Annotated in this window: 14 protein-coding genes; 12 read left to right on the top strand and 2 right to left on the bottom strand. The window is 70.0% G+C overall.

Annotation, left to right across the window (positions count from 1 at the left end):
• Nucleotides 1-95: 95 nt before the first annotated feature.
• The 12 genes from HY049_14480 to HY049_14425 all read left to right on the top strand — a co-directional run bounded on the left by HY049_14480 (nucleotide 96) and on the right by HY049_14425 (nucleotide 12,326).
• The gene (locus HY049_14480) at nucleotides 96-1,070 is read left to right on the top strand and encodes a DUF1684 domain-containing protein (protein MBI3450106.1); all 975 of its coding nucleotides are present in this window, start codon (nucleotides 96-98) and stop codon (nucleotides 1,068-1,070) included.
• Between the two features lies 1 nt (nucleotide 1,071).
• Complete coding sequence (locus tag HY049_14475) at nucleotides 1,072-2,085, top strand: DUF1684 domain-containing protein (GenBank protein MBI3450105.1); 1,014 nt, start codon at nucleotides 1,072-1,074, stop codon at nucleotides 2,083-2,085.
• A gap of 58 nt (nucleotides 2,086-2,143) precedes the next feature.
• Nucleotides 2,144-3,220: an adenosine deaminase gene (add, locus tag HY049_14470; GenBank protein MBI3450104.1), complete on the top strand. Its 1,077-nt coding sequence runs from the start codon at nucleotides 2,144-2,146 to the stop codon at nucleotides 3,218-3,220.
• A 41-nt stretch (nucleotides 3,221-3,261) separates the two neighbouring features.
• On the top strand, nucleotides 3,262-3,933 hold the full coding sequence (locus HY049_14465; protein MBI3450103.1) for a PAS and helix-turn-helix domain-containing protein: 672 nt from the start codon (nucleotides 3,262-3,264) through the stop codon (nucleotides 3,931-3,933).
• Nucleotides 3,934-4,058: 125 nt separating this feature from the next.
• Nucleotides 4,059-5,426 carry a hypothetical protein gene (locus tag HY049_14460; protein MBI3450102.1) on the top strand — a complete coding sequence of 456 codons (1,368 nt, stop codon included), beginning with the start codon at nucleotides 4,059-4,061 and terminating at the stop codon, nucleotides 5,424-5,426.
• Between the two features lie 31 nt (nucleotides 5,427-5,457).
• Complete coding sequence (locus HY049_14455; protein MBI3450101.1) at nucleotides 5,458-6,045, top strand: hypothetical protein; 588 nt, start codon at nucleotides 5,458-5,460, stop codon at nucleotides 6,043-6,045.
• A 12-nt stretch (nucleotides 6,046-6,057) separates the two neighbouring features.
• Entirely contained in the window at nucleotides 6,058-7,932 is a 1,875-nt protein-coding gene (locus tag HY049_14450) for an FAD-dependent oxidoreductase (protein MBI3450100.1), read from the top strand.
• Nucleotides 7,919-8,395, top strand: a complete 477-nt coding sequence (locus tag HY049_14445; protein MBI3450099.1) for a Rieske (2Fe-2S) protein — start codon at nucleotides 7,919-7,921, stop codon at nucleotides 8,393-8,395. Before HY049_14450 ends, HY049_14445 begins: the two co-directional genes overlap by 14 nt.
• 7 nt (nucleotides 8,396-8,402) lie before the next feature.
• Nucleotides 8,403-9,152, top strand: coding sequence for a cytochrome bc complex cytochrome b subunit (locus tag HY049_14440; GenBank protein ID MBI3450098.1), 750 nt, complete (start codon nucleotides 8,403-8,405; stop codon nucleotides 9,150-9,152).
• Between the two features lie 5 nt (nucleotides 9,153-9,157).
• On the top strand, nucleotides 9,158-9,847 hold the full coding sequence (locus tag HY049_14435; protein MBI3450097.1) for a hypothetical protein: 690 nt from the start codon (nucleotides 9,158-9,160) through the stop codon (nucleotides 9,845-9,847).
• Entirely contained in the window at nucleotides 9,847-11,886 is a 2,040-nt protein-coding gene (locus HY049_14430) for a c-type cytochrome (protein ID MBI3450096.1), read from the top strand. The genes HY049_14435 and HY049_14430 overlap by 1 nt, the downstream gene beginning before the upstream one ends.
• Entirely contained in the window at nucleotides 11,883-12,326 is a 444-nt protein-coding gene (locus HY049_14425; GenBank protein ID MBI3450095.1) for a c-type cytochrome, read from the top strand. The genes HY049_14430 and HY049_14425 overlap by 4 nt, the downstream gene beginning before the upstream one ends.
• Here HY049_14425 and HY049_14420 read toward each other — a convergent pair whose 3' ends face one another.
• Nucleotides 12,327-13,304: a threonine/serine dehydratase gene (locus HY049_14420; protein ID MBI3450094.1), complete on the bottom strand. Its 978-nt coding sequence runs from the start codon at nucleotides 13,302-13,304 to the stop codon at nucleotides 12,327-12,329.
• Nucleotides 13,301-15,079, bottom strand: a complete 1,779-nt coding sequence (locus HY049_14415; GenBank protein MBI3450093.1) for a TonB family protein — start codon at nucleotides 15,077-15,079, stop codon at nucleotides 13,301-13,303. Before HY049_14415 ends, HY049_14420 begins: the two co-directional genes overlap by 4 nt.
• Nucleotides 15,080-15,131 lie beyond the last annotated feature (52 nt).

Below are 15,131 nucleotides of genomic sequence, written 5' to 3'. Positions count from 1 at the left end.
TCGGCGCGCCCGATGCAGCGAAGGAGCGCGTGCCGGGATCGGGAGGGTGTCCGTAGGCCGCAGCCGCCGCGCGGGCCGTGCTACGATTCCGCCCCATGAGAGACACGGCTGGCACGCTGTCGCTCCACGCAGGCGCCGCGCTCGCGGCGACGCTCGCCGCGACCACCCTCGGCCTCACGGCCCCCCCCGAAGCCCCGTATGCCGACCCGAAGGGGGTCATCGCCGCCGCGCACCGCAAGCAGGACGACGACATCAAGGGGGCGTTGATGTCCCCCTTCACCGCCATCGACGCGCACTACCTCGACGCGGGGGCGACGACGCGCGTGGGCGCCGACGGCGAGAAGCTCGTCTTCGATCCGACCGCCCCGATGGCGGCGATGGTGGCCGTCTCGTACGCGACGGGCGATTTCTTCGCGTCGCCCATCGCCGGTGCGAAGGGAGCCACGCTTCGGAAGTCCACCGATGAGGGCGGGCTCGTCCCCGGCGACGGAACGGCGGTTGCCTCGCGGACGAAGATCGGCGACGGCGAGGTGGTCGTCGTCGGGAGGTTCCTCCTCGCGATGTCGCCCCAGTCGGGGACGGGGCGCGTCCTCGTCTACGATCCCGAATCCCCGATGAAGCGCTCCTTCACCGGCCTCAAGTGGTTTCCGCCGGATCTCGAGCTCCAGGTCAACGCCTCGTTCGCCCCCGATTCCGCGCCGAAGAAGATCTCGGTCGGCACGAGCCGAGGCCTCAAGAAGGAGTTCGTGCGCGCGGGGACCTTCGAGTTCGAGGTGGGAGGGGTGAAGCAGCATCTCGCCGTCCTGGCGGAGTCCGGAACGCCGAAGGACGGGGACGACATCTTCATACCCTTCCGCGACGCGACGACCGGGAAGGAGTCGTACGACGTGGGGCGCTACCTCAACATGAAGTTCAAGACCCCGGACGCGCGGTACATCATCGACTTCAACGACGCGGGGAACCCGAGCTGCAACTACTCCCCCTTCTACAACTGCCCGATCCCGCCGGCCGAGAACACGCTCACCGTCCCGATCCGCGCGGGCGAGATGACGTATCCCGCCCACCACTGACATGCGCGCGCGACGTGAAGTCTTCCTCGCGGCGTCCGCCCTCGCGATCGCCGCGGCCTTCCCGGGGCGAGCGCTTCCGGCGGATCGCGCGCCATGGACCGGCGACCCCACGAAGCCTCAGTCCGCCGCGACGGCGCCCGCCCCCGCCGACGCGAGGGCCGCGATCGCGGAGCGGCAGCGAAAACGCGATCAGTACTTCAAGGGGCTGAGGATTTCCCCGTTGACGTCACTCGGCGTCCACACGATCGACGCGAACAAGGTGACGCGGGCGGGGGCGGACGACGATTCGATCGAGATCGATCCCAACACCACGAAGCCCGACGTCGTCAACATCCTCGTCAACGGCTCGGGGGTCTTCGCCACCGCGGTGAAGGGGGGCGGCGCGCTGAGAGTGCGCCGCCAGGCGCCGGATGGCGACGTCGTGCCGGGAGACGGCGAGGTGCTGAGCGGCATCCGGAGGATCGCGGCGGGGGAGATCGTCGGCATGGGCCGTTTCTTCCTCCTCGCCACGGGGAGCGCGAAGGGGGGGCAGATCGCCCTCTACGATCCGAACTCCCCCGCGCACGAGGCCTTCACCGGATTCCGGTGGTTCCCCCCGGACCCCGCCCTCCAGATCCGCGCGAAGCTCGAGCCCATCGCGGAGCCGGACAAGATTGGCGTCGCGACGAGCGACGGCGCGGCGCGCGACTACTATCGCTTCGGGATCTTCCGCTTCACCGTCGACGGCAAGCCGCTTGCGCTGACGGCCCTCGCACCGGCCGCGAAGATCGGCCAGGGGACGACGCTCTTCGTCCCGTTCCGGGACGCCACGAACGGCCACGAGACTTACGCCAACGGCCGGTTCCTCGAGTTGAAGTACGAGGGGCCCGACTCGGCCCACCTCCTCGACTTCAACCGCTCGATCAACCCCTACTGCAACTACTCCCCGTGGTACTCGTGCCCGATCCCGCCGAAGGAGAACACCCTCGACGTCGCGATCCGCGCCGGCGAGATGGCCTACCCGCACGCCGACTGACGGGCCGCCACCTCGAAGCGCCCTTGCGCTTCGCCGGCCGCGAGGCGAGAATCCCGCCGTGCGCGACGACGTCACGGCCCCTCCCGCGGGAACCCCTCCCCCAGACGAAGAGGTGACCTCCCCGCTCGACGGACGCCGCGCGGCCCGGGCCGTCGACGAGGCGATCGCGCGCATCCCGAAGACCGAGCTCCACCAGCACGTGGACGGATCGATCCCCATCGCCCTGACGTGGCGCCTGATGGTGCAGCACGGGCTGAACCCCGTCGCCACCTTCGAGGAGATGGAGCGTCTCCTCGCGATCCAGAAAGACGAGGAGGGGACGCTCCTCGCGTACCTCGACAAGTTCCACTACCCGCTCTGGATCACGCAGTTCTACGAGAACATCGTCGAGGCCACGCAGGCGATCGTCGACGAGGCCGCGTCGCACAACGTGCGGGTTCTCGAGCTCCGCTACTCGCCGGTCATCCACACCTACGCCGGACTGACGCTGAGGCAGGCGATCCGCGCGGTCCTCACGGGCCTCAATCGCGGCGCCGCGACCCGCGGGATCAAGGTGGGGCTCATCATCATCGCGATGCGCCACCACGGCCCGCACATCGCGAAGATCCTCGCGCGCCAGGCGATCGCCGAGGCGCAACAGTTCCACAAGAACAGCGGCGTCGTGGGCTTCGACATCGCCGGGGCCGAGCGCGGGAACCCCCCTCACCTGTTCGCCGAGGCGTACGAGATCGCGCGGAAGGGGGGGCTGGGGCTCACCGCGCACGCCGGCGAGGACGAGGCGCCGGAGATGGTCTGGCAGTCGGTCGATCGCCTGGGCGTCCAGAGGATCGGCCACGGCTGCTCTGCGGTCCGCGACAGGGAGCTGATGCGCCGCCTCGCGAAGGACCGGATCGTGATGGAGTGCTGCCTGACCTCGAACTACCAGACGGGCGCGGTGAAGCGGGGCACGCGGCATCCCATCCTCGATTTCCTCGACGCCGGCGTCCCCGTGGCGATCTGCACCGACAACACGACCGTGTCCAGCACCGATCAGAGCGTCGAGAACCGCCTCCTCGCCCGCGATCTCCCGATCGACGCCATCGCCGGGCTGCATCGCGAGGCGGCCGCTCGCTCGTTCATCCGCGATCCGGCCTGAGTTATACTCCCGGGCCGCGAATCCCCCCGTCGGAGGGCAGAATGTCCCCGAAGCCCGTCGATGACCCTCTGGACGTCGTGGCGAGCACGGCCGACGCCGCCTTCGCCACGGACGAGGAAGGTCGCGTCGTCATCTGGAACAAGGCCGCCGAGCGTCTGCTCGGGCGGGACGCCGCGTCGGTCCTCGGAAAGGAGTGCCACGAGGTCATCTGCGGCACCGATGTCTTCGGCAACCGGTTCTGCGACGCCAACTGCACCCTCGTCGAGATGGTCCGCCGGCGCGAGCCGATCCGCCACTTCGAGATGGACATCCGGACGGCCGCAGGGGGAACGCCTCGCGTCTCGTTCTCGATCCTGACCCTCCCCGGATCGAGGCCCGGGCGGTTCACCCTCGTCCACATCTTCCAGCCGGTGGATCGTGGGCGCGAGGCGGACCAGCTCATCCGGCGCATCCTCGAGACCTCGCCGGCGCCCCGCGTGCCGGCCCTTCCCGGGAATCCCGCTCCGGCCGCCCCGGCTCCGGCCTCGCTCACGGGACGGGAGATCGAGGTGCTGCGGCTGCTGTCCCAGGGGGTCAGCACCGAGAAGATCGCCGACTCGCTCTTTATCAGCGTCTCCACCGTCCGGAATCACGTCCAGCACATCCTCGGCAAGCTCGACGTGCACAGCAAGCTCGAAGCCGTCTCCCTCGCCCTCCGCAACCGCATCATCTGATCTCCGCACCACGCCGCGGCTGATGCAGATGCATCACGAGAATGATGCGTCTGCCGGATTCCACGCCATGGCCCTGGACCGTAGAGTGAGCCGTTCGATCGCTCACTCTCACGGAGGAGATCCCCATGTCGAGCATCACGTACCGGTGGGTCCGCCGAGCCGTCAGGTCGGCGGCGGCGTTCCTGTTCCTCGTCGCCGTGGTCGCAGAGTCGTCGCCTTCCTTCGCCATCCCGGCCTTCGCGCGGAAGTATCACACGAGCTGCCAGACATGCCACATCGCCTTCCCCGCCCTGAACCCGTTCGGAGAGGCCTATCGCCTGAACGGGTACCGCTTCCCGGCGGGGAGCGACTCGAGCGTCTCGAAGGACGACGCCGTCGCGCTCGGTTCGGACGGCTACAAGAAGCTGTGGCCCAGGGCCGTCTGGCCGGGCGAGCTCGCCGGCACGCTTCCGGTCTCGATGACCGCGGAGAGCGAGCTCTCGAACGACCGGGCGACGAAGAGCACGTCGTTCAACGGCGCGGGCGCCGCGGCGGAGATCCAGGCCGGCGGCACCTTCGGCGACCACGCCTCCTTCTTCGGCAACCTCGTCTTCGAGAGGCCGGACGGCGGAGCGACCGAGACGACGCTCGAGCGGATGAGCATCCTCTTCCGCCCGTGGTCGAGCCCGGCCTTCCAGTTCAAGGTCGGCGCGTTCGATCCGGGGCTCCTCCTCATCTCCACGCATCGCAGCGTGGTCACGACGGAGTACCTGAGCCTCACGCAGACGGTGGGGGACAACGGCTGGGCCGCCGAGCCGACGCAGAACGGCGCGGAGTTCTTCGGCGTCGCCGCGCACCGTCTTCTCTACAACGCCGGCTACGTCGAGGGGGCGGGCAACGCCGCGAGCAACTCGAAGGACGTGTACGGCCGCGTCGCGTACAAGTTCGGCGGCCTCACCCTCGACGGGACGACGAAGGGGACCGCCGCGGCGGGGCTCCCCGCGAACCCGAAGCCGTGGAGCGAAAAGTCGTTCACCGTCTCCGCCTTCGTCTACAAGGGCTCCCCCCTCCTCAGCCAGACCACGACGACGCTGGTGAACGACCCCAACACCAACATCGTCTCCCAGGTCGACACGACGATCGAGCAGGACGATCGCTTCACGATGTACGGCGGCGAGGTGAAGGTGAACTTCCTCAATCTGATCTTCTACGCCGGGGCCTCGGCGCGGACCGACCGGCACCCGTTCCTGGCGGACTTCTCCCCGGCCGCCACCGACGTCTCGTCGAAGAACTGGTGGGGCGAGGCGCAGTGGGTCGCCCTCCCCTGGCTCATTCCCGCCGCCCGCTGGGAGTCGTTCGATGTCGCGGGGGCGAAGACCGAGCGCTACACGGCCACCGTCAACATGCTGGTGCGCGCCAACGTGAAGACCTTCGTGGCCGCGGACTGGCTCAAGGAACCGACGCTCAAGTACCGGACCGAGGAGATCGTGGCGGGCCTGGTCTTCGGGCTCTGACCCCCTTGCACCGGAGAGAATGGAGATGATGATGAGATCGATGCGAACGCTCGCGCCAGCCTGCGTCGTCTTCGCCTTCGCGACGCTGGCCCCGGCCGCAGAGCTCAAGGGGATCGTCAAGGCCACCGGCGCGAAGAGCAACACCGACGCCGTCGTGTACGTGGACGCGGTGGCGGGGAAGACGTTCCCTCCCCCCGCCGCGCACGCGCTCCTCGACCAGAAGAACATGGTCTTCGCCCCCCACGTGCTCCCGATCGTCGTCGGGGCGACCGTCGACTTCCAGAACAGCGACGCGGTCCTGCACAACGTCTTCTCCCCCGACAAGTGCGCGGAGAAGTTCAACCTCGGGAGCTGGCCCCAGGGGCAGAAGAAGAGCTTCACCTTCAAGCAGCCCTGCGCGGCGACGATCCTGTGCAACGTGCATCCGGAGATGGAGGCGTTCATCGTCGCGGTCCCCACGCCGTACTTCGCCGTCACCGACAAGAGCGGCGCGTACAGCATCAAGGACCTCCCCGACGGCGCCTACACGATCAAGGTGTGGCACCCGAAGCTGAAGGAGACGAGCCGGCAGGTGACGGTCGCCGGCGTCACGAGCGCCGACTTCGAGCTGAGCAAGTAAGCGGAACGCGCGATGACGGAGCGCCGTGTCGACAGGGACTGGCTGGAGACGAACTACCCCTGCCACACGGCGTGCCCCGTCGGCACGGAGGCCGGCCGCTACGTCTCCCTCATCGCCGAGGGGCGCTTGCGTGAGGCCTACGCGGTGGCGCGGCGGCCGAACCCGCTCGCCTCGATCTGCGGGCGCGTCTGCGCCGCCCCGTGCGAGTCCGCCTGCCGGCGCGGAGCGCTCGACCAGCCGATCGCCATCCGCGCCCTGAAGCGCTTCGTCACCGAGCGCTTCGGCGTCGAGAGCATGATGGATCTCGACACCCTGCGCGAGATCTACGGCCGGCGCGGCGTCCTCCACCCGGGGGACAGGGTCGCCGTCATCGGGGCGGGGCCCGCAGGGCTCGCCGCGGCCCATGACCTCGCCCTCCGCGGCTACCCGGTCACGATCTTCGAGGCGCAGCCGGTCGCCGGCGGGATGCTGCGCCTCGGGATCCCCGAGTACCGCCTTCCCCGCGAGCTGGTGAAGCTCGAGATCAACGCCATCCTGAGCCTGGGGGTCGAGCTGAAGGTGGGGCGCCGTCTCGGCGCCGACTTCACCCTCGCCGACCTGAAGCGCGACGGATACCGCGCGATCTTCCTCGCCATCGGCGCGCACAAGGGGCGCGAGCTCCAGATCGAGGGGGGGGATCTCGACGGCGTCCTCAAGGGAGTGGACTTCCTCCTGAACATCAACATGGGGTATCGCCTCGAGCTGGGGAAGAAGGTCATCGTCGTCGGCGGCGGCAACGTCGCCCTCGACGTCGCCCGCACCGCCCTTCGCGCGGCGGCCGTCGACGAGGCGGTGAACCCCGGGATCAACATCGTCACCGCGCTCGACATCGCCCGCTCGGCCGTGCGCTTCGGCATCAAGGAGGTGCACGTCGTCAGCCTCGAGTCGATGGAGGAGATGCCCGCCGCGCCCGAGGAGATCGATCAGGCGCGCGAGGAGGGGATCGTCTTCCACCCGCGGCGAGGGCCGCAGAGGATCCTGGGGCTCGGCGGGAAGGTGACCGGGCTCGAGACGATCGAGTGCGCCTCGGTCTTCGACGCGCAGCGCCGCTTCAGGCCCACCTTCGTCCCGGGCTCCGAGATCGCGATGGCGGCCGAGACGGTGATCCTCGCCATCGGCCAGGCGAGCGACCTCTCGTTCATCTCGCCCGCCGACGGCATCGCAATCACGCCTCGCGGGACGATCCAGGTCGATCCGGACTCGCTTGCGACGACCGCCCCGGGGATCTTCGCGGGGGGGGACGTCGCGTTCGGCCCGCGCATCGCCATCACCGCGATCGCCGACGGGCGCAGGGCCGCCGCCTCGATCCAGGCCCACCTCCGGGGAACCGGATTCGTCCCGGAGCCGGTGGAGGTGATCCTCGAGCCGCTTCCCGGGTACACGCGCCCACCCGACTTCGAGGGGGTGCGGCGCCAGGATCCGCCCGTCCTCCAGATCCAGCGGCGGATCGGCATCGCCGAGATCGAGCAGTGCTTCCCCGAGGAGTCGGCGCGGAGGGAGGCCTCGCGATGCCTGAAGTGCTGGGTCAACACGATCTTCGCCGAGGACGCGGTGAAGGGGACGGAGTGCATCCTGTGCGGCGGGTGCGCCGACGTCTGCCCGGAGGACTGCATCGAGTTCGTCCCCGTCGCGGAGATCCGCGCCGATCCTTCGCTCCGAAACGATGCCGTGGCCGAGTTCGGCGAGGCGGCGGAGGCGCTCTTCGAGGGAGAGGGGGCGGCAGGGACGGTCCTGGTCAAGGACGAGACGATCTGCATCCGGTGCGGGCTCTGCGCGGAGCGCTGCCCGGCCGGCACGATCACGATGGAGCAGTTCCAGCTCCGGGAGCCCGAACATGTCCGAGAGTGAGAAGAAGGATCCGCGTGTCACGCGGCGGCTCTTCTGCCAGGCGACGGGACTGTCGGCGTGCGCGGCGGCGGCGGGGGGGACCGGCATCCTGTCGATCGACTTCCTGAGACCCCGCGCCCTCTTCGAGCCGCCGACGCGGTTCGCCCTCGGCCCGCCCGACGCGATGGAGACGGGGTCGGTGGTCACCGACGAGGATCACCGCGTCATCGTGGCGAGGCGCGCGGACGGCTTCCGCGCCCTCTCGTCGATCTGCACGCACCTGGGGTGCATCACGCGCTACCAGCCGGACGCCGGCGTCATCGCGTGCCCGTGCCACGGGAGCCGGTTCAGCCTCGACGGCGAGGTGATCGGCGGGCCGGCGCCGCGCCCGCTCCACTGGCTCGAGATGAGCGTCTCGGACAAGGGGTTGATCCTGGTGGACACGGCGGTGGAGGTCCCGCAGGGGACGGTCTTCAAGCTCTGAGGGCGCGATGGAATTCATGAAGACGGTGACCGGGAACAGGCTCTGGCGATCGATCGTCCGTCACGGCGTCGTCGCCACGAACCGGAACCGCGTGATGATGGTGATGGAAAGCCTTTTCCTCCATCTCCATTCCACGAAGGTGCGCCGCCGTAACCTCGAGGCGTCGAGCCACTACTACCTCGGGGGGATCTCGGGCTTCCTCTTCTGCGTGCTGACCATGACCGGCCTCTACCTGATGCTCTACTACCACCCGTCCGTCCCGCAGGCCTACCAGGACATGAAGGAGCTTTCGTTCGCCGTGAGCAACGGCGTCTTCCTCCGGAACATGCACCGCTGGGCCGCGCACGCGATGGTCCTGGCGGTCTTCCTCCACATGCTGCGCGTCTTCTACCACAAGGCGTACAGGCCGCCGAGGGAGTTCAACTGGGTCGTCGGCGTGGTCCTCCTGCTCCTCACGCTGCTCCTGAGCTACACGGGGTACCTCCTCCCGTGGGATCAGCTCGCCTTCTGGGGGGTCTCGGTGGGGACGAACATGGTCCAGGCGACCCCCTTCGCCGGCAAGGATCTTCGCTTCCTCCTGCTCGGCGGGAACATCGTGGGAGAAAACGCTCTCCTGCGCTTCTACGTCCTGCACTGCGTGATCCTCCCGCTGGCGCTCGCCTTCGGCGTGGGAATCCACCTCTGGCGCGTGCGGAAGGACGGCGGCGTGCAGGGCTCGCGCGGGACGACGCGCCCCGAGCCGGGGAAGGGGGAGTGAATCCCATGGATCTCGTGAAGACGAGCGACGCGAAGGCGGTGCCGAAGCGGATCGCCCTGATCCGGCGGGAGGCCCCCGCACGGCTCCTCGAGGATCGCGAGGAGACGTGGATGACCGCGCCGCACCTCCTGATCCGGGAGGTGATCCTCTTCCAGGCGTGCGTGATCGCCCTCGCGATCGTCTCCCTGGTCTTCGACGCGCCGCTCGAGGGGATCGCCGATCCATCGCACACCCCCAACCCCGCGAAGGCCCCGTGGTACTTCCTCGGCCTCCAGGAGCTCCTCCACTACTTCCCGCCGATCGTGGCGGGGATCCTCCTCCCCGCGCTGGCGGTGATTGGTATCGTCGTCATCCCCTACTTCCGCATCAACCTCGAGGTGGTCGGCTTCTACGAGCGGCCGTGGAGGCGGAGCCTCGCCTTCCTCACGGCGCTCGTGGCCGTCGTGAGCGCGATCCTCGTCGCGTACCACGTCTGGCCCGTCCTCGTCCCGACGCTCGTCGTCTTCGCCGCGATGTCCCTCCCCGCGCTTCCCGTCTGCCCGGAAGGTGTGAAGAAGTGGCTCGCGCGCGTCCCGCTCGCGGACTGGATCATGCACTGGTTCGTCTCGGTGGTCGTGATCCTCACCGTGATCGGCACGCTCTTCCGTGGACCCGGCTGGTCGTGGGTGTGGCCGTGGGCCGGGGGAGCGCACTGATGGCCGGCCACCACGACGGGCGATCCGATCGCCTCTGGCTCGCCTTCGCCGTGTCGAGCGTCGCCTTCGTCGGCGTGCTGGCGATCTCGCCCGTGAAGGACTACTTCCGCGAGTACCGGGCGTACCAGACCGCCTACAGGCAGAAGCTCCTGGACGGCGCCGGTTCCGCGCAGGAGCTGAAGGCGGCCTCGGCGCTCACCGTCGGCATCCGCCAGTTCTTCATTCCGGAATTCGACCGGCGGGTCGATCGCTGCACGAGCTGCCACCTCGGAGTCGAGAACGCGAAGATGGCGGGGGCACCGGAGCCTTTCCGATCCCATCCCCTGACCCCGCACACTCCCGGCGACTTCGACAGGTTCGGCTGCGTGAGCTGCCACCTCGGGCAGGGGCGCGCGACCAGCGTGGCCGAGGCGCACGGCGACGTCGCCGACTGGAGCTCACCCCTCCTCCCCGTCCGTTACACCGAGGCCTCCTGCGGACGCTGTCATGCGGGGGACGCCGTTCCCGAGGCGTCGCTGCTGTCGCGCGGGCGCGCGCTCATGACGCGCGCGGGGTGCTTCGGCTGCCACCGGATGCGCGGGCACGAAGGGTGGCGGAGCGAGGCGCCGGATCTCGACGGCCTGTCGGCGAAGACGTACCCCGCGTGGATCGCGGCGTGGCTCAAGTCGCCGTCGAGCCTCCGCGAGGGGACGCTCATGCCCGACTTCCATCTCCCCCCGGAGGAGATCGAGCCGCTCGTCGCCTTCCTCTGGGCGCGGCCGCCGCGGGCGTCGCGCGCCCCCGCCGCAGGCGACGTCGTCCCCGCCGGCGACGCCGCGCGGGGAAAAACGCTCTTCGGAGAGTCGCGCTGCGTCTCGTGTCACACCATCGAGGGGCGCGGAAACGGCAGCGCCCCGGAGCTTTCCGGCGTCGCGTCGAAGGTCAACCGCCGGTGGCTCATCGAATTCCTCGCAGACCCCGAGGCCCTCCAGCCGGCGACGAGGATGCCGCGGTACGCTTTCAGCCGCCAGGACCTGCTCGATCTCAGCCAGTACCTGATGGACGAGATGACCGACAACTCGGCGCCGGCCCCCGGTCCCCCGATTCACCCTTCGCAGAAGGCGATCGCCGAGGGGGAGGCGGTCTACAAGAAGTACGGCTGCGGCGGATGCCACCGCCTCTCGGGGCGCGGCGATGCGGCGCCGACCGGCCCCGATCTGACGGGGATCGGCGACAAGGCGGTCGCTCTGATCGACTTCGGCGTGAGGGACGATCTCCCGCGCCGCCTCCCCGACTACCTCGCCGCGAAGGTGACCGCGCCGCGGTCGTTCCGCGAGGGGCTCAGGATGCCCGAGTTCAAGCTCACCGGGAGCGACACCGAGGCGATCGTGACGGCGCTCCTCTCGGCCGGGCGCGACAGCGTCCCGCAGGCCTATCGCGTCGAGAGCCCCGATCCGCACGACGCGCCCCCCGGAAGGTTCGGGGCGCTCGTGAGCCGCTACCGATGCCTCTCCTGTCACCAGGTGCAGGGGGCCGGCGGCGACATCTCGAACGCGCCGCTGACCTTCGAGGGAAGCCGCGTGAAGCGCGACTGGCTCCTCAAGTACCTCCTGCTGCCGAGCACCATCCGCCCCATTCTCACGGACCGGATGATCCCGCTGCGCATGCCGCAGGAGGAGGCGGCGTTTCTCGCGGACTTCATGGAGAACGTGTACGTGGACAACGACACCGCCGAGGAGATCTTTTCCGGCGGACTTCCCGCCGCGCAGGTGGAGAGGGGGCGCACTCTCTTCCACGAGAGGTTCGGCTGCCGGAACTGCCACATGGTGGACGGCAAGGGGGGGTACTACGGGCCGCTCCTCGACGGCGCGGGATCGCGGCTCAAGTCGGGGTTCGTCTTCCGCTGGCTCAAGGGGCCGCAGCGGTGGCGCGCCGACGTGCGCTGCGCCGACTTCGGACTTGCGGACGATGACGCGCGCGATCTCGCGGCCTACGTCATGTCGATCCCGCCGCCGCCCGCCGCGGCGGGAGCCTCGAAGCCCGCCGGGAGCGCACGATGAAGCCGCGCGGCGCGCTCGTCCTCGTCGTGTCCGTCGCCCTCGCGGCGATCGCGCTCGTCGGCGGGCGGGGCGTCGGCGTGACGGCGGCGCCGGACCCGAACGCGGGAGTCGCCCCGGCCTTCAAGATGCCCGTCCCACCGCTTCCGTACGGCGCGCGCGAAGGACAAGCCCTCTTCCACCACTACTGCGCCACGTGCCACGGCGACGAAGGGCAGGGGGACGGGCTGAACGCCTACAACCTCGATCCGAAGCCCAGGGATCTCTCGGACCCCGCGTTCCAGAGGAAGCGGAGCGACGACGATCTGGCGGGAGTGATCCGATCGGGGGGCGGCGTCGCGGGCCTCTCGACGGGGATGCCGCCGTGGGGGCGCACCCTCGGCGAGAGGAGGATACGCAACATCGTCACGTTCCTTCGGACGCTGAAAGCCGCCGCCCCCTGATCAGATCTCGCGGTTCACGACGCGCTTCAGCGTCGCGGCGTCGATGTTGCCGCCCGAGAGAACGATCGCGACGGTCTTTCCCTTCAGCCGGTCGCGAAGCGTCATGAGGCCTGCGAGGCCGGCCGCCCCGGCCCCCTCGACGAGGTTGTGCGTCGTCGAGAGAAGGATCCGCAGCGCCTCGGCGATCTCGGCCTCGGAGACGGTGACGAAGTCGGTGAGCCCCTCGCACAGGGCGTCGAAGGTCCCCTCGTAGACGCCGCGCGTCGCGAGGCCGTCGGCGAAGGTCTCGGCGCCGAGGCCGGCGACCGGCGTGCGGGCCTTCCACGACTCGTAGATGGCGCGCGCCCCCGCGGCCTGCACGCCGAAGACCTCGACGTCGGGCTTCAGCGCCCGGAGGACCGTCATCGCGCCGACCGCCTGCGAGCCCCCGCCGACCGCGATCACCATCGCATCGAGTGCCGTCAGCTCCTCGAGGATCTCGAGCGTGAAGGTCGCCGCGCCGGCGATGATGAGCGGATCGTTGCTCGAGTGAATCATGCGGAGCCCGCGCTCGGCGACGAGCCGGGACGCGACGGCGACCGATTCGTCGTAGTCGCGCCCTTCCTCGATCAGCACGGCCCCGAAGCCGCGCATCGCCTCGTTCTTCTCCGGGTTGTTCCCGCGCGGCACGCAGATCGTGGCCGCGACGCCGAACCGCGCCGCCGCCCACGCCACCCCCGCCCCGTGGTTCCCCCGCGTCGCCGCGATGACGCCGCGCCGCATCTCGTCGGCTCCGAGGGCGGTGAGGACGGAGAGGCCGTTTCGCGCCTTGAAGGCGTTCGTCGGGTTGTGGTTCTCGTGCTTGACGGCGATCTGGATGCCCCCTCCCACCGCCGTCTCGAGGGGCGCGTACCGTCGCAGCGGCGTCGCGGGAAGGTAGGGGCGGATGCGGCGCCGCGCCGCGAGGACGTCCTGAAAGGTGATCGGCCATCCGCTCACGAGTGCGGCTTCATCCTGAAGTCCACCGTCACCGTCCCGACCATCTTCACGGGGCGCCCCCCGTCCATGGCGGGGCGGAAGCGCCACTGCCTCACGGCGGCGAGGGCCGCGTCATCGAAGAAGGGGTTCCCCTTCACGACGCGGGCCGCCGCCACCTCCCCCGATCGATCGACGACGACCTCCACGACGACCATCCCCTCCTCCCCCGCCTGGCGCGCCCCCTCGGGGTACTCGGGTTCGACCCTGTTGATGACCTCGGGCGCCTGCATGTCGTCGCGCATGAGCGTCGGCCGCACCTCGCCCGCGCCAAGCCGGCCGGGGCGAACGCGCTTCGCAATCGCGTCATCGGAGCGGACGGGACGGAAGTCGGCGGAGACCTCGGCGCCGGAGGCGGGTGCCCTCGGCGCGCCCTCGGTGCGGACCGACGAGTCGAGATCCACCTGGATGTCGACGTTCTTCGCGGGGGTGCCGGGCTCCGCCGACGTCGCGGCCCCCTCGAGGGGCGGCTCCGTGGCGGCGGTGGTCTCGCGGCCCGACGGCGTGGCGCCGGCCGCGTTCGGGCCCGCGGCGTGCCGCGGGGGCAGCGGCGCGGCGACCTCGGGGCGGTTGGCCGACGACCTCACCACGAACCAGAGGGCCGCGGCCGCGAGGACGAGCGCGCCCGAGGCGAGGACCAGGCTCCGCGAGTCCGAGGCGCGCTTCGCGGGGCGAGGCTCGGGCATCCTGATCCCGGAGGCGCCGGGGCCGAGCGTCACCGCCCTCAGCGCGTCGGCGCTCACCTTCACGGGGGACGATCCCGGCGCCGAGGACGCCCCGCCGGCGAAAGCCCGCAGATCCCTCTCGATGAACCGCGCCGACGGGTAGCGCTCGCTGACCCGCTTGGCGAGCGATCGCTTCAGCACGCCGAGGATCGGGGCCGGGAACGCGTCGCGCAGCGGCTTCAGATCGACGTCGGCCGGATCGACGATCCGCGAGACCACCTGGCCGAGCGCGTCTCCCTTGAAGAGGACCGAGCCCGTGATCGACTCGTACAGGACGCAGCCGAGCGAGAAGATGTCCGAGCGCCCGTCCACCTCCCTGCCGAGGAGGGATTCGGGCGACATGTACATCGGCGTCCCCGGCATGCCGGAGCCGACGGTGAGGGTCGACTCGTGCGCGACGCGGGCGATGCCGAAATCGCCGAGCATCGCGCGCTCCCCCTTGATGAAGATGTTCGCGGGCTTGAGATCGCGGTGGATGATCCCTGTGGCATGGACGGCCGCGAGCGCCGCCGAGACGTCGGCGCAGATTGCGGCGGCCCGCGCCGGGGGGAGCGGCCCCTTCCGGAGGAGGTCGAGGAGCGTTCCCTCGGGGACGTACTCCATGATGAAGTACGGCACGCCCTTCTCCTCGTCGACGCTCATCACGCGGACGATGTTCGGGTGCGTGTCGAGCCGCGCGAGAGCCCTCGCCTCGCGGAGGAACCGCTTCTTGGCCTCCGAGCCCTCCATCGTGGACGGATCGGAGACCTGCAGCACCTTGACCGCGACGTCCTTGTCGAGGCCGATGTCGTGGGCGAGGTAGACGACTCCGAACCCCCCCACGCCGAGGCGCCTGCGGATCTCGTACTTGCGGGCGAGCGTGGCCCCGGGGAGGAACGCGTCCGAGGCGGAGGAAGAGGCGGGGGGAAGCGGTGGGGACAGCGGAGCGCCCTTGACGGTCGGCGCGGCCGCGCACTTCGGGCAGGCGGCCCCTTCAGTCTTTCCGTCGAACCCGCACTCGAGACAGACGGCCATCGGGCGCGATTATAGCCGGGTCCCCGGTCCACGTGGCGTCGGGGGAGCGTGC

The sequence above is a fragment of the Acidobacteriota bacterium genome (assembly GCA_016195325.1).
Classification (GTDB): domain Bacteria; phylum Acidobacteriota; class Polarisedimenticolia; order JACPZX01; family JACPZX01; genus JACPZX01.
Note: the sequence above shows the minus strand (reverse complement) of the source record. Positions and strands in the feature narration are given on the sequence as shown.